Below are 21,183 nucleotides of genomic sequence, written 5' to 3'. Positions count from 1 at the left end.
CCTTATATTTTCTTGTCGATTAGAATTCCCATAAAATCAGCCATTGCTGCATACATATCGAGCAATTTCTTAGGTGGGATTTCTCGAATCACTTCTTCTGTCATCGGATTAACAACTTCTACATAATATTCATTTAGGTCTTCATGGTATTGAAATTTTAGATTCGTCTGTAATGGTTCGATAAATGTATTTAAGTTGTTTACCGCTTTCTTAACATCTTTAACATGAATTTGTTTCTCATCATATTGTTCCGTTTGAGAATTATGTTGTTTTGTAAAAGCACGGTCTCCTGATAGCGGCAATTGGCTTGCGTTACGACTAGTTAAATGTTGAGTCACATTCTCAATCCGCATATTTACGCATCTCCCATACGTTCTTTTCTTTTTATATCGGATCCATTTAGATAAAAGTTTAGTCTTCTAGAGAATCTGTCTGCTTATTTTCATTACTTTTTTGTAATAATTCAAGAACATCAATAGAAATCGTTGCTGCCTGATTATTTTCTTTCAGGATATCTTCATAGAGTTCTTTCCGATAAATTTCAATATCGGATGGCGCAGCAACTCCTAGCTTAATTTGATCACCTTCTATAGCTAGGATTTTTACTTCAATATCTGAACCAATCAATATCGATTCGTTCTTTTTTCTAGATAGGACAAGCATCGGTTTATTCCCCCTTTACTTTCTGAGAGGATGTCATCGGGGCTTTAATTGGATAATCTACATCATTTAAAATATATTGTTTTCCATATTTTTTCCTAATATTAAAAATGAGTGGAGCTTTTAAGTTAATTGTACTTTTTGAAAAAGGTTCGGCTATTGTCACGATTGAAAGAACATCTACATCTGATTCTGTTTCAATTTGTAATCTATCAATTATCGATTGGCTCAAATCAAAAGCATACGATGAATAAAAATGATATGGGCTCGTCACGATAAATGCGAGATCTTTTTCCTGAATAGACTGTAAAATGTTAAAAACAGGGTTTCCTGGTAACTCAAGTAAAATAAATTGCTTATGATTCGGAAACCCTGGCAACCCATCAGGGAATTGGATGACTCGATCTTCATGAATGGATAAGTCTCCTAGATATTTTGTTTTTATTTGCATATTACATTCACCTTCCTAATTTACCTCTGAATATAAATGACTGACAGCGAATTTGATTGATTCATAGCGTTTCAACGCGACTTCTACTTTTCCAGGTGTATAATGATGTTCGGGTTGTCTTATTTGTACGGTCATTTGGGGTTTATTCTCTTTGCTCAATATGTTTAGTTCACCTGGTTCATAATCGACTTTAACTGCGAAAACTGAAGGAATAAAAGTAATCTGAGGCGATGTATACGTCTCACCACTGTTTGTTATCGCTTGTTCAACCATCGGAGAAACTTGTTGTTCAATTTTCATCAATTGTTGCCCTTGTTCAGCCCGCCTAGCAATCCCTTCTAGTACACTACTATTCCCCACTTCAGCTGCGATTTCTGTCATTCGTAATGGCGAAATTAATTGCATGTCCTCCCAAGCTTGTGTCTGATCAATTGTTAACTTTCCTGGTGTTGTGTCAATCCTTAACTCTGCCTTTGGTTGTTCGATTGACATATCAGCACTTGGCTGTCTAATTGTTTGTTGACCAGGTGTTTGCCTTATGTCAATTTGGGCCATTTCTGTTTTTATCTGTATTTGTGGTAGTTTCATATTTGAATCACCTATCAAAAGCTAAAGCCCTGCCCTTTTCTCTTTAGGACAGGGCTCGCCTGTTTTATCTTAAAAAGTCTAATAATGTCGGTTGTATCGTTCTTGAGCCTGCTGCTAGTGAAGCTCGTAAAATACTTTCTTGTGTGATTAAATCCGTAATTACTTCTTCATAATCGACATCTTCATTATCTGACATCATCTTCTTTGCAACAACTTCTTGGTGGTCTAACCGATCAATAATGAGCTCAAGACGGTTCATACGTGCACCGATATCTGCTCGGGCATTAACAACTTGATCTGTATGTGTTTGAATGTCACCAATGCTTTCATTAATTTGCGCTTGATCACTATTTTCTAATGCAGTGATAAAACGATCAATTGTTGAGAACAAATCATTATTATCAGCATTAAACACACGATTTGGTATCGCATTAACTGCTAATTTTGTTCCTGGTGCAACTTCAATCATAACGGAATCATTATTGTATAGATTATTAAATGAGCCATCCTTATTGACTGGTGGTTGATCGGTTTGCCGACCATTAAATATGTATTTTCCACCAACAGAGGTATTAGCAATATCGATGACATGTTCCTTTAACTGTTTCACTTCACTCATCATGTTGATGCGATCTTCTTCATTATAGGAGCCTGTACTACCTTGAACGGCTAAGTCATATATACGATGTAGTGCTTTTGTCATTTTATCTAATGCTTCATCTGTGTTCTCGAACCAGTTATCAGCTTCACTTGCATTATTTTTAAATTGCTCAATTTTACTTACTTCTGCTCGGTAACCCATTCCCTTCATAGCAACAACGGGATTGTCAGACGGGCGACGAACTTTCTTTCCAGTATGTAACTGTTCTAAATATTGATCGAGTTTTCCATAATTACTTGAAAGATTACGTAACATTTGATTTGAAAGCATATTTTGTGTCACACGCACTTATATCACTACCTTCCCACAATTCCCATGCCGTTAATAATGCGATCGATTAATTCATCAACCACGGTCATATTTCTAGCCGCAGCATTATATGCATGTTGGAATTTAATTAAATTAGCAATTTCCTCATCAAGAGAGACTGAACTGACTGAAAGACGTTGATTTTCTATTTGTGTCTTTGAAATATCTGTGTTGGCTGACATGGCATTCGCCTTTTCCGCCTTCACGCCCATTTGTCCGATTAACGCTCTGTAAAACCCATTAATAGATGTACTTTGGCCAAGAGCTGAGTTAATCGGTTGATCAAGGAGGTCGGATAAATTAGAGGCATTGCTGCCGTCCCCTACCAAGTTGGCTTCCGATGCAGCAGCGATTAAATCTGGATTTGTTAATATCGCATCTCTAACTGCTATATCTCCCGCATTCGTCCCTGTAAAAAAGGCTTGTCCTGGATTACCTGTTATGTCAAAGCCATTGCGATGGATAGCATTAAATTCTGTAATAAATACATTCGCCAATTTATCCATTTCAGCTAACATTCCTGGGTAAAGGCCCTTTAACTCACCATTTTCTTCAAATCCATACGCATGAACGAGTGCATTTAATGATCCGTTATTTTCTGAATATGGAAGCTGAATGTCACCAACAGAAACAGTTGATGGTTCTCCTTTTGAATATGTTAAATGCTCAACCGTCATAGCTCCCGCTGTTCCATCAACTAGCTTTACAGTCGGTTCAAATGGGGACCCATGATCATCAACTAATTCGATTGTAACGATTCCATCAGCGATATCCTTACTGCTCGACGCACTTTTACGATAACTTACTTCTATGTTAACGATACTAGACAGTTCATCAATTAATCGATCACGTTCATCATACAAGTCATTCGCTAAATAACCATGGGGTTCAATTTCTTGAATTTGTTCATTTATTTTATGAATCCGGTCAATTAAAGAGTTCGCATTTTGAACAGTGACATCAATCTGGTAGTCTATATCACTGCGAATCGACCGTAATGTATTAGAGATATAATTAAATGTATCAGCAACTGCCTCCCCACGTCGTGCAACAACAGAGCGCGCTCCTTCGTTTTCGGGATTATTAGCTAGTACTTGTAACGCATCCCAAAACTGATTCATCGTGTGAGCCAAGCCGTTTTTTGATGGTTCATTCATTAATGACTCCATCCGTTCTAACGCATCTGATGTTGTATGCCAGTAGCTCGATTTACTATTTTCTGAACGATATTGCTCGTCTAAATATTGAGTGCGAATTCTTTCTACTGAACCAGCTTGTACCCCTGTTCCTATTTGTCCAGGAATTTGTGGTTGATTTCTACCTGGCACGGGATATGGTGTTGTTGTTTCAAAATTAACGCGCTGTCTTGAATACCCTTTTGTATTAGCATTAGAAATATTATGCCCTGTCGTATGGATGGCGGATTGCTGGGTAAACAACGCGCGTTTCGCCATTTCTAATCCATGAAACGTACTCATTTATAACACACTCCTTATGCTTTTGAATCAAATACCGAACGTTTTGGTAACGACGAATCTTTACTTTTTCCATAATTGATATGACTCATCGACGGATTCATCATATTTAAAGATAGGTGAACAAATTGAAGTGATTGGACTAATAATTCTTGATTAAGATGTTCTTGTTTTTTAAATTCGGTGATTAATTCTAGTAACCGTGTCGATAATTGCTCAAGTTGTTGCTTAAAAGGTTCGTCTTTTAGTTTTGATAACATCATTGTAATTGTCCGATCTGTTGTAAGAAAATCATTTGCGTCGAACCAAGATTCAACCGCTTGGTGACGCTTTTTCTCAGCCTTTTCAGTTTGTTGTATGAGTTTTCGCTCGGTTACTAATAATTTCTGTAATGGTTCAAGTTGGTAATCCTTAATAGCCTCTGTTTTCTTCTCTGATGTCTGCAAGAGTTGTTTATATAGTTCTACTAAAGCTCTTAAAGAAGCGATAATGACATGATTGGCCACTTCAGCTCATCCCTTTCTGCAAAGGCTGGTTATTTACCTGTCCAAAAGTCTATCATTTTCTTTGCCGTTTTTCTGTAATCAATCTCATATTTCCCCGAGTCAATCGACTGTTTAATCTGTTCAATTCTTACTTCACGATGATAATTCGTTTTATTTTTGTTCTGGAGTTTTTTTGCTTCTGATGAAATTTCAAGTTGATCTTCTTGGTTGTTCAGCTTTTTTTGTTGCGATTGTTTTTTTAATATATCTTTATACGGGTTAAAGTTCGTTTGATTCGTACCATGGATTTTCATTCTTACACCCCACTCGCATAGTATGTTTTGGCGTTAATTTTTGCGCCTATTCAATCTAACTAATTTATAAAAATTATCCAAACCAAGTTACTTGAAACGGAAGGCGACGTCTCCTGCGAGAACAGCACGAGTCTTAAGGCCCCGCAACGAGCGATTTTTGCGTGCAAGGAGGCTCAAACCGTGCCCGCGGAAAGCGTCCGCCTACAGTGAAAAGTAACGGTTGCACGATCAAATACAAATTTATGAGTTAGTAAAGTCCTTAATAATATGTCACTTGTCTTGGACGTCCGTGATGTTCCAAGACAATTTTCTTAATTTAAGCATTTGTTACCTTAATAACTTAATACACGTTTATTTTCCACAGTGCATATCACTGCAAGTCTTATAACGCTTATTTCTCTTTATGTTTATCAAGTGTAAAATACGTCCGTTCTTTTTCTTTCAAGCGGTCCCTCAGTTTAGCGTGCATTGTTTCTTCATGTTCATGTACTTTCAAATCACGCTTTAACTCTTTACCACATGCTTCACATAAATTTCCGGAGATAATCTGTTTTCCACAACGTTCACAAGGATAGGTTAGCTTAGGAAACTGTGACTGCCGTAGTCGTTTCTCTTTAATAAATTTTATGATTAGTTCTTCCTCAACGCCAGTAGCCTCAACAATTTCGATTAATGTTGCTTCACGATTTTTTCGTTGTTTTAAAAAATCATAAACGATTCGAAATGATTTTTCTTCTTCCTTAAAACACGCGTGGCAAATATCACGAATATCCTTGACGTAAACTGCTCCACAACGAGAACAATTTGCTAATTCTGGCATTTGGCATTCCCCTTAATATCATTATTGTAGCACAGGTATTAGCCTCTGACTAACGTGTATCCGTATACTTTCGGACAACCTTGACGTCTTAATAACGTAGCGGCATGACGTAGAGTCGTACCTGTTGTATATATATCATCGACAAGAATAACTGGTTTGTTAATAGTCTCGACCAAATTAAATGGATTTTTTGATTGGATTCGTTCATATCGGGATTTTTTCGCCTGTTTTTCGCTATGAAGGCGTTGTAATATGGATGGTTGGTAACGGGGCAATAATCTAGCTAAAGCATCTGCTTGGTTAAAACCTCTCTCGTATAATCTCATTTCACTTAGCGGAATCGGTATAACGGCGAAATCCTTTAATTGTGTTGAGAAGTGCTTGTTAAACATTTTAACGAATACATGACGAAATGCATGAACAAGTTCATAGTCACCACGATATTTCCATTTCGCTATCATCTCACGCATCTGTTCATTATAGGAAAAAACAGAGATATTCGCTGTTAAGGGATCTGTATCTAGTTCCTTGATCCAATAATGACAATCCAAACAAATATCCGTTTCTGATTCGCGACTACACTTTTGGCATTGTTTACCAGTTAGTAACGTAAGCTTCGTTTGACAAGGCTCGCAAAGTGTTGCTCTTTCCATAAGTGTTAGTAAATGACGCCATGTAGCTTGATATGTAATCGCTTGATCACACCATAGACAGTGACTCATGTAAACCCTCCCCGTTTATTCATCGCTTCGATGGCGTAAATTGCTTGTACCATCGCTTCGGTTTTTCCATCATGAAAGAAAACGACTTCACCATCTGGATCATCTGGGCTTCTACCTGCTCGTCCAGCAATTTGGACGAGTGCAGCTTCATCAAACACATGATGGCCTGCATGAAGGATAGCAACATCAATAGCAGGAAAAGTTACACCACGTTCCAGAATGGTCGTTGTAAACAAAATATCAATTTTCTTTTGTCGATATAAATAGACTTTTTCTTCTCGGTTGGAATCTTCAGAATGAACGGCTGAACTTTTTATTTCGGGATATATTGTGTTAAATGTCTGCTCTAATGATTTAGCTAATTGAATGGTTGGTACGAAGACAAGGACTTGACGTGTATCATGTTTGCGCGTAGAGTACCATCGCAAAAATGATTTCGGAAATTGATTGTTAACGAGGTTTTTTTGCAATGAAAAAGCAAATTTCAATTTTGGTACTGGCAATGGATGGTTGTGATATCTTCTTGCTACAAAGATATGTGGCAATTGCTGTCGCTCTATTTTCTTTTTCTGTTCATCTCTGGGAGTTGCTGTCAAATAGACCATTGTACCTGAAGGTTTTAATGCTCGCTTTGTTGCGATTGGTAAGGACATATCTTTGTGATATGGAAAAGCATCCACTTCATCTACCATAACAACATCGAACGCATCACTATAACGAAATAACTGATGTGTTGTCGAAATAATAAGCTGTGCTGTTCCTGATTTATCCTGGCTTCCACCATATAACGCTTGAATCGAAACAGATTGAAAAGCTTGTCTTAAACGTGGTGTCAATTCACGGACAACATCAGTTCTCGGTGTTGCTATACAAAGACGCATCCCTTGCTGTAAAGCATAAGACATACCAGGAAACAACATTTCTGTCTTTCCGGAACCGCAAACAGCATAAGATAATATTTCTTTTTCTTTGAATTGAATCGCTGTTACAATACGTTCGGCCGCTTTTTTTTGTTCTAATGTTAGTTCACCATCCCATGTACATGGTTGTTCGTGGATAGACCAGATTGGTTCTGGACCATGCCATTCATATAATCGCTCACAATCACTAACTCGACCCATCGCAATACATTTACGGCAATAACGATGCATTCTATTACAAAGCGCACACGGATACATACCGAACAGAGAGCGTTTCGTGTTGTGACAACGTTGACATTCATAATGAAAGGCTTTTTTAACAATCGATTGAATAGGTTGGAGAATGTTCATCTGGATGAGGGAGCGATACGTTTGTTCATCGAGTGGTAATTCTTTTCTTAAAAGACGTTTACCGGCAATTTGTTTAATCACCTTAGGGTTTAGAGAAAGTTTTTCATTCATACAAACATCTTTCACCTCCGTTTGAAAATAGCTGCTAGGGAGTCCTAGCAGCTTTGTTTAAAAGAATATAACATATATAATAATTGCTTATTTCTTATACCAACACACACCGAGAGCACCTTCACCAAGATGCGTACCAATAACTGGTCCAAAATAACTAATTGATGTCTCTATATCTGGATACTTCTGTTTAAAACGTGCTTCAAGGTCACGAGCTGCTTGTTCATTATTCCCATGAATAAAGACAACTTCTAATGGATGACCAGAAGCTGCGTCTTCTTCTAACATTGCTATAATCCGGTTGATCGCCTTTTTACGCGTTCGGATTTTCTCAAATGGAACAATTACTTTATCAACAAAATGCAAGATTGGTTTGACTTGTAATAGGCTTCCAAGCAATGCCTGGGCACCTGTTAATCGACCACCACGATGTAAATTCGTTAAATCATCAACCATGAAATATGCTCGCATTGTCTTTTTCATTTCATCGAGCCGTTCAATAATTTCTTCAGGTGTTTTATTTTGCTTTGCTAAGCGAGCCGCTTCTAAAACATAAAATCCTTGTCCCATACAACTAAGCTCCGAGTCAAATGGATAGACCTTCAATCCCTCAATCATTTCTCCCGCACTTGCTGCTGCGGAATATGTTCCACTGATGCCACTCGATAAATGAACGGAGATAACGGCATCGTATTCTTTTGCTAACTTATAAAAAGTCTCGGAAACATCGCCAATAGAAGGTTGTGATGTTTTCGGTAATTCTTTGGCCTGTCTCATCTTGGCATAAAATTCTTCTGTCGTTAAATCAAGTTCTTCTCGATAGGCTTGTTCATCAAATACGACACTAAGAGGCACCATATGTATATCATGCTGTTTGCGAATTGTCTCCGGAATATAAGCCGTACTATCTGTCATTACAGCTACTTTCATGACGTTCCTTCCTTTCCCATCTTCCTTTGCTTCTTATTTGTGTCTATTTTACATGAAATCCCGAGAAATTGCATTTATATCATCAACTTACAATACCTTGCTGTCTTTTTTAGCCGACATCAACCCAACCTCGACGAATAGCTATAACGACTGCATGTGTACGGTCTTTGACATTCATTTTTTGTAAAATACTACTCACATGATTTTTGACCGTTTTTTCGCTAATATATAACGCATCTGCTACCGCCTTATTGTTTTTCCCCATGGCAACCAGTTGTAGAACTTGGCACTCACGTTTCGTTAATAATAGTAATGGATCTTGAAAATCAGTTGTTGGATCATCTGTATTAGATGGCATTTCTTGTGCTAAACGTCGATACTCTTTAACTAGATTATGGGTTACCTTTGGATGCAAGTATGATCCACCAGCTGAAACGACTTTTATAGCTTCAATTAAGGAATCAGAGTCAATTTCTTTTAATAAATAGCCTTGAGCACCTGTTTTTAAAACATGTGTCACATAGTTTTCATCATCGTGGATGGATAGAATAATAATTTTTACATCTGGAAATTCTTCAACTAATTGCGATGTTGCTTGAACCCCATTGACATTCGGCATATTAATATCCATCAACACAACATCTGGTTGATGTTCTTTAACAAGTTCCCCTGCATTAGAACCATCACTGCCTTCCGCAACAACTCTAAACTGTGGTTCGAATTCTAAGATCCGTTTGACCCCTTCCCGAAATAGCTTGTGGTCGTCTATTAGTACAATTTTAACGATTTTATTTGTATCCATTTCTCTACTCCCCTTTACTTCTATTGGAACTGTCGTTTTATATCTTTGTTCTATCTTATTAATGATCTGAGCAAGGTATCCGAACGATGACTTTTGTGCCCTGACCGTTCTTTGAGTTTATAACGAGTTGGCCTGAAAACATATCGACCCGTTCTTTCATGCCGACAAGCCCAAATGTATCTTCGTTTTTATTCGTTGGATCAAAGCCTTTTCCATTATCTGTAATAACCGCTGTTAAGTAATTATCTGTAATCTCTAATTTCACATGAATCCATGAAGCCTCTGCATGTTTTATTGAGTTTTGAACAGCTTCTTGAATGAGCCGGAATAAAGCAACTTCATATTTAGACTCAAGACGTCTATTTATGCCTAGTTCTGTGAGGTCAATGGTTATATTATGAAATTCCGCGACGGTTGATAAATACTTATTCAAGGTCGGAATTAATCCAAGGTCATCGAGTGCCATTGGTCTTAAGTCATATATAATTCGTCTGACATCATGCAACGATTGTCTAATAAGTGAACGGACAATTTTTATTTCTTTAATTGCATCATCTAACGTTCGTTCACGCATTGTTTTTTCAACGACTTCTGAACGAAGCAATATATTTGCTAGCATTTGTGCTGGGCCATCATGTATTTCCCGCGATATCTTCCGGCGTTCTTCTTCCTGTGCTTGAATGATTTTCAACCCGAATTTATGTTTTTCCTTGGCTTCTTTAATAATTTCATTAACTTGTTGAAAATCATTGTTTAAATAATTTAAGACGACAGACACTTTACCAACTAAACCATCTGCTCGATTGATTGTCTGTTCCAAAGAAATAATTCTTCTTTCAAGGTCATCTCGCTTTTGTCGAAGCGCTTTCTCTTCTTGATGCAACATAATAAGCTTCGTTTGTAATTGGTGAGTTTTTTCATATACTTGTCGAATTTCCTCTTCACTATATTGGTCAAAATACTTACTTACAGTCGATAATCTTTTTTTGGAAGCTTGTACTTCTTTACTCAGTATTCCTTCGGCTTCAATGTAATGTAATACTTTTTCCTTAGTTGCATTTAATTCTATGACAAGTTTCTCATATTCCGTACGCGCATCTTCACTAATGTGGAATATTTCGTCTTTACTTTTTTCAACAACATCAACCATTTTATCAATAATTTTGTCTAAACTTTCTTCTCTTGTACTCATAACCATCTTCTAACACCAACCTATGATATAATCATACGCAGAAACTCATCTTTTTTATAGGGGCTAAAGTTCTATTTCTAAAGGACTAGCGTGACTTTTTGTCACATTTATATAAATTGTTCTGTATTTAGCTCAAGTTTTATTCTTAATGCTATTGATTTCATGCGCTTTTATGAAACTTTCCTATATTTTCATAAAGATTCTTACAAATTTAATTCTATTACATATTATACCATTAAAGGAGTAATAATCATGTTACCATGCTATTTTACTGTAAAAAAAGAAGGTTTTGATGAAATAATCATCCAAAAGTCCCGGTTCATTGGATATGTTAAACGTGTTGAAACAGAGGAGGCCGCTCAACAATTCATCCAAATGATCAAGAAAAAGCATCATGATGCGACACATAATTGCTCGGCCTATGTCATTGGAAAAAATGATCAAATCCAAAAAGCAAATGACGATGGTGAACCGAGTGGAACAGCCGGTGTACCTATTTTAGAAGTCATTAAAAAACAAAACCTAAAGAACACGGCTATCGTTGTTACACGATATTTCGGGGGTATTAAACTCGGTGCGGGTGGTCTTATTCGTGCATACAGTAGTACAGCATCACAAGCTATAAGAACAACGGGCATTGTAAAAAGGCAACGGATGCAGGGCTTTTCAATCACGGTAGAATATCCACTCCTAGGCAAACTAGAAAATGCATTGAGAAAGTCCAATCATATCTTGGAAGATATTCGCTACCTAGATAAAGTTGAATTAATTGTTTATGTGAAGGAAGGTAATGAAGAGTTATTTTTGGAATGGATCACGGAACAATCTAGCGCACAAGCAGATGTAAAACAAACAGACAAAAAATTTATTGAAATTGATGTAGAATCAACGAAGGAATAATTTGAATTAAAAAAGTGCAAGGGATGAAATCCTTGCACTTTTATCTTATATGTCTTTTACTTTGGATAATGCAGCTTCGTCAGCAATAATTGTTACATGTGGATGTTGCTGCAATACAGATGCTGGAACTTTCTCTGTGACTTCACCGTGAATGACTTTAGCAAGAATATCAGCTTTCTTCTCACCTGAAACAAGTAATATAATTTTCTTACTCTCCATAATTGTTGTAATACCCATTGTAATGGCTTCTGTCGGCACTTCGTCAATCGAATTGAAGAAACGCGCATTTGCTTGTCGTGTTGATTCATCTAGTTTAACAACATGTGTGCGACTTGCAAATGGTGTGTTTGGCTCATTAAACCCAATGTGACCATTCAAGCCAATTCCTAAAATTTGAATATCGATATAACCTGCTTCCTTAATTTTCTGTTCATAACGTTCGCATTCCGCTGCAATATTTTCTGCCTTGCTGTCTGGAAGTAACGCTTGATTTTCAGGAATATCGATATGTTTAAATAGCTTATGGTTCATATAATAATAGTAACTATTTTTATCATCTTTATCCAATCCGACATATTCATCGAGATTAAATGTTTTCGTTTGTTTAAATGAAATATTGTGATTGTTATATTTTTCAATTAAACGATCATATAATCCTTCTGGGGTTGAACCTGTTGCTAATCCCAAGACTGTTTCTACATTTGATTGCATTTCATTAACTATGATGTCACATGCCTTGTCACTCATAGCGTCATAATCTTTGACTCTAATAACTTGCATCATTTACCATTCCTTTCGTACGCAACAACACCTCGACAAATCGTATATGAAATGTCCAACATGTCATCAACGAGTAGAATATCAGCATCTTTTCCAATAGTTAAGCTGCCTTTCCGATCAAAAACCGACAATTGTTTAGCAGGATTAACTGATGCCATGTTAATAATATGTCGTATTGTAACTCGGTCTAATTTTAACATATTTTGGGCGGCATTGTACATCTTTAAAATGCTCCCAGCAAGTGTATCATCATGGAGAACAGCCCGATCATTCGTTACCTTAACAGGTTGCCCTCCCAACTCATAATCACCTGGTGGTAAACATTTAGCGCGCATCGCATCGGTAATCAGCATCAGCCGCTCACTGCCCATCTGATCGTAAATAAGTTGCATCATTTCATCTGATACATGAATACGATCAGCAATTAATTCAGCACGTAATTCTTTAAGAAGTAATGCCGCACCGACAACACCAACATCACGGTGATGAATCCCGCTCATCGCATTACAAATATGTGTCACCTGACGAACGCCATGTTTAACAGCTCGTTTCATGTCAAGAAAAGTTGCTGCTGTATGCCCCGCTGACACATTAACCCCTTGGTTTACTACATGGGAAATAAACGATCCATCTTGATCATGTTCTGGGGCCATTGTAATCGTTTTAATCTTTCCACCCGACTGTTGTTGCCATTTATCAAACTGCTCAATATTTGGCGCCATAATATGTTCCAATGGTTGAGCACCTTTCTTACTTTTTTCAATAAATGGTCCTTCCAAATGGACTCCAAGCACCTCAGCATACCCTTGTTTATTCGGATAGTTTGCTACATTTCTTAGAGCATGTGAAATATTTTCGGCGGATTGAGTAATCGTTGTTGCAAGAAAGCTCGTTGTTCCTTCTGTTGGTAACGTCTTTGCAATCGTATCAATCGCTTCTTCTGTTGCATCCATCACATCTCGACCATTAGCACCATGTATATGTCCATCAATAAATCCAGGAATAGCATATTGACCTTGACCATCAATCACTTTAAAAGATGACGGATACTTAGGTAGTAGTTGTTCGGCTGTTAATATTCGAGAAATTTTACCATCTTCAATGAGTAATGTTCCACCTTTAATGACGTCGTTTTCTGTATAAATATGAACATTTTTAATTATGAGTGCTTGATAATGTTCCAATTTTAAAATCCTTTCATTGTATCAGTATTAATATTGAGTAAAATAAGACGAAAAAGACTAATGATTATGATTGAGTTAATAATCAATAGTCTTTTTGTTTATTTGTATGAATCTATAGCATTTGTGACTTGCTTTTGTTGTCGGCCTATACGCTGGTTATCAGATAGCTCACAAATCATTGTTTCAATCATCTGCTCTGCACTTTTAATTTTATCATTTTCTGTATCAGTAATTAATTTCTTTAACATCTGCTTCAAATTCTCGCGTTCAATCATACTTTCACCTTCTCCATATGATACGCTCGACATACCGAGCCGAAACAAACTTTCCAAGCAAAGATTATTAGAATTATATCATAAAATGCTAAAAAAATGTACGTTCTTACAAAAATATCCTATTTATGTCATGTCTTTGTCATCTTTTTTTGACTTTTGACGTAATATATGAACCAAATCAATGCACCTGCAAGAATTGCCCCAATGCTATCAATAATCACATCACCAATATAGGCGGTGCGGTTTGGCGTAAAGCTTTGGTGATATTCATCTATACCAGCATATGCAACCGATAATAAAAAAGACACCCATAATCGCGCTGAAAATAACCAACGCGTTGTCATCACCATGGCATAATAAAATAGAAGCATTAAAATAAAAAACACTGTTACATGAGTACCTTTACGGATAATAAATTCGATAAATTGTTCTATTCCTAAAGAGTCGACACTGATTTCCTTGTTATGATATGTAAAATGAATCCAAGATAAATAAGGCTCTAAAAACGAAACATCGAGCCATTCAGCCATCATCGGTTTAATATCTTGTTTTTCATAAGGTTGTGATGACGCATAAAAGATAACTCCCATCCAGCTGATGGGTAGCAACCAGTAAGCTATTTTCATATTTATCACCTTTTCTTAGCAATGTCACAACTATAAACATTATGTTACACCATGTCTACTTTAACATGATTGTGACTTTTGACTCTTTATTTTTTTGACTTTTTTTTATATACTATACCCAAAGCCTTCGAGGGAGGAATTCGCTTGAGAAAACTGTCCATTTTGCTAATTATTGGTGGGATTATTTTTCTTGGATTTGGTGGCTATCAACTATATCAAACGAAAATGAATGAACAACGAAATTTAGAGGAAGCTAAATCATTAATCAATAACAATACTCCGAAAAAAGGCTCGCAATCGCTAAGTCCTACTTTCCCACTTGATTTCAACCCTTCAACCGGTGAAACAGTAGGTATTTTACAAATCCCTAAATTAGAATCAGAGCTACCAATTGTTGAAGGGACAGATGAAGATGAGTTAGCTCAAGGAGTCGGTCATTATGCTGGTACGAGCTATCCCCTTCAAAAAGACCAGATTGTATTATCGGGACATCGTGACACTGTATTTCGTCGAATGGGCGAATTGGAACTAGGGGATATCTTAACCGTGCAATTACCTTATGGAGAATTTTCTTATGAAATTTTTGAAACAAAAATCGTCGATGCAGATGATCGTTCAATTATTGTCCCCACAAAACCGAATGAAGTTCTTACAGTAACAACATGTTATCCATTTTCTTTTATCGGTAATGCTCCAGACAGATATATCATCAATGCTCGTCCAGTAGACAATAAGAAAACGAAGGATAAAACAAAAAATAACAATTCAAAAGATAGTGAGCCGAAGCAATAGAGGAGAATTCGAATGCACTCGAGAGTTAAACTAAAAAAACAAAAGAAAAGAAGTTGGAAAAAATGGATTTTAATTTTCGGCCTCATCCTTCTATTCATTAGTGGAGGATGTATTTATTATGTATGGGATAAAGTAAGCAGTACCATAGAAACAATGCATAACCCACTGGTAAGAGATAAAGATCCAGAGCGCCAAAAAGAGTTAAATAAGATATTAAAAAACACAAAGTCAATTAATATCCTTTTACTCGGGGTTGATGCTCGTGCAGGGGACCGCGGGCGCTCAGATACAATGATTCTCATGTCACTAAATCCCAAAACAGATAGGATGATTATGATGAGCATCCCTCGTGATACGTACGTCAATATTCCTGGGCGTGGCATGGACAAGATTAATCACGCCTATGCATTCGGCGGTACTGAGTTATCAATCAACACGGTCGAAGAGGCATTCAATGTACCGTTACATTTCTATGCTCGAGTAAATATGGAAGGTTTTCAACAAGGTGTAGATGCTATTGGTGGTGTTAATGTCAATAATGAGTTCGAATTCTCACAAGGCGGTAAGCATTTCCCTAAAGGAGAAATCCACCTTAACGGGGATGACGCTTTAAATTATATCAGAATGCGTAAGAAAGATCCACGTGGTGATATGGGACGAAATGACCGCCAACGTCAAGTGATTGCAGCAGCTATGAAAAAAGGCGCTAACGTATCGAATATTACAAAATTCGGCGAGGTCTTTGACATTTTAGGAAATAACGTAGAAACAAATATGGACCAAGACCAAATGCAGAAACTTTTTACAAGTTATCGCCATACACAAAACAACATCGAAACACTTGAAGTTAAAGGAAGCGGGCAAATGATGAATGGTGTCTGGTATTATGTTGTACCTGATGGAGAATTTCAACAATTAACAAAGACAATTAAAGACCATATGGAAGCGAAATAAGCCTGCTTTTTAGAAAGAGGGGGGAAACATTGATGAAGCGTGTCTTACTAATAATAGCACTGCTGGCTATGACATTGTTTAGCGCTTGTTCCGATAATAATATATCGTCTCTGAATGATCGCTTTAATGAATATGTCTCAGCATGGGAGAAACAGCAATTTGATCAGATGTATTCAATGCTTGATTCAGAGACAAAATCTACATATCCAACTGATCAATTCGTTGACCGCTATCAAAAAATTTATCAAGATTTACAGATTACTAAACCAAAAATCACCTTCAAAAAGTTAGAGAAGAAGGAACTAAAGCAGGCACAAAAGGACGGCAAAATAAACATTCCTTTTAAAGTCGAACTTAACAGTGTAGCTGGTCCGATTACATTTGAGTATAACGCTCCATTCATTCAAGAGGTTGTGGATAAGGAAAAAGAAAAAAAAGAATGGTTTATAAAGTGGGACCCTGGATTTATTTTTCCGGAAATTAAGGATGGCTCCAAAATAGGTATGGAAATTATTGAACCAGCTCGTGGTGAAATTTTAGATCGAAATAAAATGCCACTAGCCATGAATGGTGCCCTCGTGGAAATTGGCATTATTCCTGAAAACCTAGGGCAAAATAAGGATGAAAATAAACAGCGGCTGGCAAATCTGTTAAACATGTCGGTTAAAGCCATTGATCAACTCTTAACCCAAAGCTGGGTACAGCCAGAATATTTTGTACCGATTAAGAAAGTCTCTACAGACAATGACGCACTTATAAATCAAGCTTTAATGATTGAAGGAGTAACAAAACGTGATGTAACTGGAAGAATTTATCCAGCAGGTAAAGCAGCAGCACATTTAATCGGTTATATTAGTCAAGCAACAGAAGAAGAACTTGAAAAGTTAGACAAGAGTCGTTATCGTCCAGGTGATATGATTGGTAAAACTGGCCTCGAAAAACTGTTCGAGGATCAATTAAAAGGTGAACGTGGTGCTAAAATATTCGCAAAAAATGATAAAGAAGAAAAAATAATTGCTGAAAAGCCTGTTAAAGATGGCGAAAATGTTTCAGTTACAATTGATATAAATCTACAAGAACGGGTTTATAATTCATATAATGGTGCAGCGGGTACAACAGCCGCCATTCATCCAAAAACAGGTGAAACATTAGCCCTTGTAAGTAGTCCAGCATATGACCCAAATGATATGGTATATGGCATTAGTCAGGAAAAATGGGATGCCTTACAAAGTGATCCTAACACACCCCTATTAAATCGCTTTGCTGCAACATATGCACCCGGTTCAGTGATTAAGCCTATCACAGCTGCGATTGGAATAAAAAATGGAACACTTAAACCTGAGGAAGGGCTCACGATTACAGGTCAAACTTGGAGTAACGGAAAAGGTTGGGGCGACTACAAAGTGAGGCGTGTGTCAACAACAAGTGCCCCTGTTGATTTAGATGATGCACTCGTTCGTTCAGACAACATTTATTTTGCAATGCAAGCGGTAAGAATGGGAGCGAAAGCCTATGTTAAAGGTCTTAAAGAATTTGGCGTTGGTGAAGAGTTCCCATACACATATCCAATTCAAGATTCGTCAATATCCGCAAGTGGCAATATTGACCATGAAGTATTACTTGCCAATACGAGTTATGGACAAGGTGAAATTGAGTTCAGCTCACTTCATCTCGCAACAGCTTATACTGCTTTCATCAATGATGGCAATATCATCCAACCGACATTACTTTTATCTGAAAAAACAAGTCAGATTTGGAAAGAAGATGTTTTGCCAAAAGAACATATTGATGCTATTCAAGATGGACTACGACATGTTGTTACAAAAGGTACTGCACGAATCATAAAAGATTCAAATGTAGATATATCAGGAAAAACAGGAACTGCCGAACTAAAAGTATCAGCCGATCAAAAAGGCGATGAAAATAGTTGGTTTGTCGCTTATCCTACTGATAGTCAGGATTTTCTTATTGCTATGATGATGGAGAAAACCCAAAGTAAAGAAGGCGGAATCGTTACAAAAAATGTAGCCGAAATCATCGAATATGTGAAGAAACAAAAGAAAGATTAAACAAACCGAAATTATAGTGTTTCCTAAATGTTAAACATAAGGACACCTCCGATAATATTGTTTGGGTACTTTAATTTTATCGGATGGTGTCCTTTATTATAAAATTATATATTTAAGTCAATATCATATTTAGTTGTCTGAAAGTGTCTGAAGCTGTGCCCACGGAAAGCAGCCTCCTGTAGAGCAAGTCATAGCAAGATCTATCGTTTGAAGCACGAGAATGTTTTTCATTGTGAAATTGATTGACTTAATTACATACACTGGTGTTTTGTCCCAATCTCTTATATTATCTTGTTTAAAGATATTTTACTAACTCTTCAAATAATGCCTCATCTCTCATATCTAGTGCATGATCAATTCGGCGTTTTAGATTTTTACGTTCTAATTCGTAAATGATTCGGTCCACTTCATTCATTTGCTCAAGACCGACTTGAGATGAGTTGAAATAAGGCTTTACAATCAGGTGTAAATGAAAGATAAAGTCAGGAAAAGTGATTAATTCATACATTGTTTTATAAAGAACATCTTTTCCTTTTTGAAAGGCAAACTTAGCTCGGATATTTTCAATCGCCTTCGTACGCCGATTCACTAATATTTCATTAGCTTCCAACGGCACAAATTGATAGACCTGATTGTCAATTAAAAGTGAGAAATATTGATAAGCCAACACAACGCGGACTATTTTTTTATCTACCTTTAAATAATACGGCCTAAGCATTTTAACGGTAATCATCTTCTTTTCCTCCCCTATCTATTATTAGGGTCCCACGTTTTGAATGTTATCTGATCAACCACACTCCATTTAAAGGTTGTAAAAAAGTCACCATATTCGGCGACTCCTATAAAATAGACTTGGTTCAGATGATTTTTTTACTCCAACTGAACCTTAACCGCACTTACGACTTATAGGACGTACAAGTGCAAAGGCATTTCGGTGAGACGAGAAACCCGGAGGCGTTGCGACAGGACGTCGCGCATTTAGCCTGCCTTCCCCTTCATGTGAGAGTCTTAGTAACGCTGCGGAGATAAATGTTTTAGTTCATACAGTAACTCATCCGCTATTCTATCGACATCTGACTTATTAAATTTAAAACGTTCTTCACGATCCTCCAACAATTCGCCTGCTTCTTTTATATACTGCATACCTTGTTTCATATGTGTTTGATAAATCTCAGTCACTTCTTTTATCTGCTTCATATATTGTTCATCAGTACCCTTTTTTACGGTTTCTTGATACATATCGATAATCTCTTGACCTTCTCGTCTCGGAAAATATTCATGTGGATCTGTACTATCAAAAATACAGAAATCAAGTTCTGGTACCAATACCATATCAATACTATCTGGATCAAAGCTACAGTGATATAGCTCAACATCATACCCATATTCTTCACATGCCACTAAAATTTTTTTCATTAATGTCGACTTCCCTGTTCCTGCTCTACCTTTAATAAAATAACCGCGACTGACTCGATTTAATAATTCAGGTACAACATTAACAGCACCATTTTTTGTATTGGTTCCAAACAGCCGGTGATAAACATGTGCATTTCTTTTCCGTTTAGGTACATCGTGTAAAATATTTTCTATAAACTCAGAAGCGACTTGATCTGCTTTAGAAAAATCCATCTGACTAATGAAAATCGCTTCTAATTGATCATGAACAGACAATCCCTTATTAAATTGTTCATATGCCTTTTCCATATTTTTCTGATAGTCTCTTTTCAAACGATTATCTTCAGCTTCAGTCAAATATGAAAACATCCCATAACGTGATAAGTCCCTTTCAATATATTCTCGCTGATGGAGAGGTGATGATACATCTTCAGTTATAATGGCAATAGATTTTTCACGAATAATAAGACCATCTTCATAGTCAGTGCCGGAAGAACTACATAATATTTCGAGTGGAGTTTTAATGTTTATTTTTTTACTTACTTGATTTAATACAGCGGTTTTTAAACGATGTGAAGGATGCTTTAAAACAAAGATATGCTCTAATCCTGTTACATTGGATGATAATAGATTAACAAATCCTGCTCCAGTATTGCCGGTGACATAGTATAACTGTTTCTTCAATATAACACATCCTTTTCTACAATATCCTTATCATAATCTATGTTACACAAAAGAAGCATGTGACTGCGAACAATAAGCTAAAATAATTTTGATTATTAAGTTGAATAAAAAAATTCATCCTAATCCCTTAACTCACTACAAATAGTTTTAAAAACAAATGTCCATTCATTATGTATTTATTTAGAAAGCTTATTTAACTTATAAAATAATAGAGAAACCAAAAATCACGCTAAACATAAATTAAACATTGGTTTCTCACATATTTTAATCTTCTATTTGGATTAATTGATTTAAATCGATTTTTATCGCATCCATTTCCGAAATCGCTTGATTAACAATTTCCATTAATTGACCCTTAACCTCTTCTTCTTTAGCAGTCTCATCAATTGTAAATGTTTCTAATATGTCATTAGCATGTTGCTCTAATTCTGAAATACGTATTTGCTTTTCATTTTCAGTAAATGAATTAATCCGTTCTTCCGCCTCAGTAATCGTTTTTTGTAATTCGTCTTTTAATCGATTAATCTGCTTTTCCCGCTCTGATGTAATAGTTATTTCAAGCGCTTCGACAGACTCTATTTCCTTTCGCTCAAACCAGTCAAATAATAATGAGCGAATGTTTTCATCCGCAAAGACGACATGCATGCTACTACCAATCAATACCAACATAAATACAGTTATGAGGAAGAGTCGTATCTGCTTTTTCAACTTTTGTCTCCACATCAGATTATCT

At 36.5% G+C, this 21,183-nt stretch carries 25 protein-coding genes; 4 read left to right on the top strand and 21 right to left on the bottom strand.

Annotation, left to right across the window (positions count from 1 at the left end):
* Positions 1 to 2: 2 nt before the first annotated feature.
* From flaG to VIG73_RS12440, 14 genes are all read right to left on the bottom strand, one after another.
* On the bottom strand, positions 3 to 353 hold the full coding sequence (flaG, locus tag VIG73_RS12505; RefSeq protein WP_331642493.1) for a flagellar protein FlaG: 351 nt from the start codon (positions 351 to 353) through the stop codon (positions 3 to 5).
* Between the two features lie 58 nt (positions 354 to 411).
* A complete protein-coding gene (gene csrA, locus VIG73_RS12500) occupies positions 412 to 663 on the bottom strand; it encodes a carbon storage regulator CsrA (RefSeq protein ID WP_331642492.1) in 252 nt (83 codons plus the stop codon).
* A 4-nt stretch (positions 664 to 667) separates the two neighbouring features.
* Positions 668 to 1,111, bottom strand: coding sequence for a flagellar assembly protein FliW (fliW, locus tag VIG73_RS12495; protein WP_331642491.1), 444 nt, complete (start codon positions 1,109 to 1,111; stop codon positions 668 to 670).
* 15 nt (positions 1,112 to 1,126) lie between these two features.
* Positions 1,127 to 1,699, bottom strand: coding sequence for a DUF6470 family protein (locus tag VIG73_RS12490; protein ID WP_331642490.1), 573 nt, complete (start codon positions 1,697 to 1,699; stop codon positions 1,127 to 1,129).
* Positions 1,700 to 1,763: 64 nt separating this feature from the next.
* On the bottom strand, positions 1,764 to 2,648 hold the full coding sequence (gene flgL, locus VIG73_RS12485; protein ID WP_331642488.1) for a flagellar hook-associated protein FlgL: 885 nt from the start codon (positions 2,646 to 2,648) through the stop codon (positions 1,764 to 1,766).
* Positions 2,649 to 2,656: 8 nt separating this feature from the next.
* Positions 2,657 to 4,147: a flagellar hook-associated protein FlgK gene (gene flgK / locus VIG73_RS12480; RefSeq protein WP_331642486.1), complete on the bottom strand. Its 1,491-nt coding sequence runs from the start codon at positions 4,145 to 4,147 to the stop codon at positions 2,657 to 2,659.
* Positions 4,148 to 4,161: 14 nt separating this feature from the next.
* The gene (locus VIG73_RS12475) at positions 4,162 to 4,650 is read right to left on the bottom strand and encodes a flagellar protein FlgN (RefSeq protein ID WP_331642484.1); all 489 of its coding nucleotides are present in this window, start codon (positions 4,648 to 4,650) and stop codon (positions 4,162 to 4,164) included.
* A gap of 29 nt (positions 4,651 to 4,679) precedes the next feature.
* Complete coding sequence (flgM, locus tag VIG73_RS12470; protein ID WP_331642482.1) at positions 4,680 to 4,943, bottom strand: flagellar biosynthesis anti-sigma factor FlgM; 264 nt, start codon at positions 4,941 to 4,943, stop codon at positions 4,680 to 4,682.
* Between the two features lie 391 nt (positions 4,944 to 5,334).
* Entirely contained in the window at positions 5,335 to 5,763 is a 429-nt protein-coding gene (locus VIG73_RS12465; protein WP_331642480.1) for a TIGR03826 family flagellar region protein, read from the bottom strand.
* A 38-nt stretch (positions 5,764 to 5,801) separates the two neighbouring features.
* Entirely contained in the window at positions 5,802 to 6,485 is a 684-nt protein-coding gene (locus VIG73_RS12460) for a ComF family protein (protein WP_331642478.1), read from the bottom strand.
* Positions 6,482 to 7,867 carry a DEAD/DEAH box helicase gene (locus VIG73_RS12455; RefSeq protein WP_331642475.1) on the bottom strand — a complete coding sequence of 462 codons (1,386 nt, stop codon included), beginning with the start codon at positions 7,865 to 7,867 and terminating at the stop codon, positions 6,482 to 6,484. Before VIG73_RS12455 ends, VIG73_RS12460 begins: the two co-directional genes overlap by 4 nt.
* Positions 7,868 to 7,954: 87 nt before the next feature.
* Positions 7,955 to 8,797 carry a DegV family protein gene (locus VIG73_RS12450; protein WP_331642473.1) on the bottom strand — a complete coding sequence of 281 codons (843 nt, stop codon included), beginning with the start codon at positions 8,795 to 8,797 and terminating at the stop codon, positions 7,955 to 7,957.
* Between the two features lie 109 nt (positions 8,798 to 8,906).
* Positions 8,907 to 9,599, bottom strand: coding sequence for a response regulator transcription factor (locus VIG73_RS12445; RefSeq protein ID WP_331642471.1), 693 nt, complete (start codon positions 9,597 to 9,599; stop codon positions 8,907 to 8,909).
* 58 nt (positions 9,600 to 9,657) lie between these two features.
* Positions 9,658 to 10,797, bottom strand: coding sequence for a sensor histidine kinase (locus tag VIG73_RS12440; RefSeq protein WP_414648412.1), 1,140 nt, complete (start codon positions 10,795 to 10,797; stop codon positions 9,658 to 9,660).
* A 246-nt stretch (positions 10,798 to 11,043) separates the two neighbouring features.
* On the opposite strand from VIG73_RS12440, the gene VIG73_RS12435 reads away from it, so the two are divergent.
* Entirely contained in the window at positions 11,044 to 11,691 is a 648-nt protein-coding gene (locus tag VIG73_RS12435; protein ID WP_331642467.1) for a YigZ family protein, read from the top strand.
* Between the two features lie 45 nt (positions 11,692 to 11,736).
* Here the strand turns inward: VIG73_RS12435 and nagB are convergent, their stop codons facing one another.
* The 4 genes from nagB to VIG73_RS12415 form a co-directional block, all read right to left on the bottom strand.
* Positions 11,737 to 12,471, bottom strand: coding sequence for a glucosamine-6-phosphate deaminase (gene nagB / locus VIG73_RS12430; protein WP_331642465.1), 735 nt, complete (start codon positions 12,469 to 12,471; stop codon positions 11,737 to 11,739).
* Positions 12,471 to 13,655 carry an N-acetylglucosamine-6-phosphate deacetylase gene (nagA, locus tag VIG73_RS12425; RefSeq protein WP_331642463.1) on the bottom strand — a complete coding sequence of 395 codons (1,185 nt, stop codon included), beginning with the start codon at positions 13,653 to 13,655 and terminating at the stop codon, positions 12,471 to 12,473. Before nagA ends, nagB begins: the two co-directional genes overlap by 1 nt.
* Positions 13,656 to 13,753: 98 nt before the next feature.
* Positions 13,754 to 13,930, bottom strand: a complete 177-nt coding sequence (locus VIG73_RS12420; RefSeq protein WP_331642461.1) for a hypothetical protein — start codon at positions 13,928 to 13,930, stop codon at positions 13,754 to 13,756.
* A gap of 128 nt (positions 13,931 to 14,058) precedes the next feature.
* Complete coding sequence (locus VIG73_RS12415) at positions 14,059 to 14,556, bottom strand: VanZ family protein (protein ID WP_331642459.1); 498 nt, start codon at positions 14,554 to 14,556, stop codon at positions 14,059 to 14,061.
* Between the two features lie 144 nt (positions 14,557 to 14,700).
* On the opposite strand from VIG73_RS12415, the gene VIG73_RS12410 reads away from it, so the two are divergent.
* Genes VIG73_RS12410 through VIG73_RS12400 form a run of 3 tightly spaced genes read left to right on the top strand, consistent with a single transcriptional unit; the run spans position 14,701 to position 18,371 of the window.
* Positions 14,701 to 15,348 carry a class D sortase gene (locus VIG73_RS12410; protein ID WP_331642457.1) on the top strand — a complete coding sequence of 216 codons (648 nt, stop codon included), beginning with the start codon at positions 14,701 to 14,703 and terminating at the stop codon, positions 15,346 to 15,348.
* 12 nt (positions 15,349 to 15,360) lie between these two features.
* Complete coding sequence (locus VIG73_RS12405; RefSeq protein ID WP_331642455.1) at positions 15,361 to 16,302, top strand: LCP family protein; 942 nt, start codon at positions 15,361 to 15,363, stop codon at positions 16,300 to 16,302.
* A 32-nt stretch (positions 16,303 to 16,334) separates the two neighbouring features.
* The gene (locus tag VIG73_RS12400; protein WP_331642453.1) at positions 16,335 to 18,371 is read left to right on the top strand and encodes a penicillin-binding transpeptidase domain-containing protein; all 2,037 of its coding nucleotides are present in this window, start codon (positions 16,335 to 16,337) and stop codon (positions 18,369 to 18,371) included.
* Between the two features lie 295 nt (positions 18,372 to 18,666).
* Here the strand turns inward: VIG73_RS12400 and VIG73_RS12395 are convergent, their stop codons facing one another.
* The 3 genes from VIG73_RS12395 to VIG73_RS12385 all read right to left on the bottom strand — a co-directional run bounded on the left by VIG73_RS12395 (position 18,667) and on the right by VIG73_RS12385 (position 21,173).
* The gene (locus VIG73_RS12395; RefSeq protein ID WP_331642451.1) at positions 18,667 to 19,104 is read right to left on the bottom strand and encodes an IDEAL domain-containing protein; all 438 of its coding nucleotides are present in this window, start codon (positions 19,102 to 19,104) and stop codon (positions 18,667 to 18,669) included.
* A 275-nt stretch (positions 19,105 to 19,379) separates the two neighbouring features.
* Positions 19,380 to 20,450: a hypothetical protein gene (locus VIG73_RS12390; RefSeq protein ID WP_331642449.1), complete on the bottom strand. Its 1,071-nt coding sequence runs from the start codon at positions 20,448 to 20,450 to the stop codon at positions 19,380 to 19,382.
* Between the two features lie 264 nt (positions 20,451 to 20,714).
* Complete coding sequence (locus VIG73_RS12385) at positions 20,715 to 21,173, bottom strand: hypothetical protein (RefSeq protein ID WP_331642448.1); 459 nt, start codon at positions 21,171 to 21,173, stop codon at positions 20,715 to 20,717.
* Positions 21,174 to 21,183 lie beyond the last annotated feature (10 nt).

Origin of the sequence: Cerasibacillus sp. (genome assembly GCF_036516575.1) — a bacterium.
In the GTDB taxonomy this organism is placed as follows: domain Bacteria; phylum Bacillota; class Bacilli; order Bacillales; family Amphibacillaceae; genus Cerasibacillus.
The sequence above is the reverse complement of the archived record's forward strand: the minus strand, read 5'-3'. Positions and strand labels throughout refer to the sequence as shown.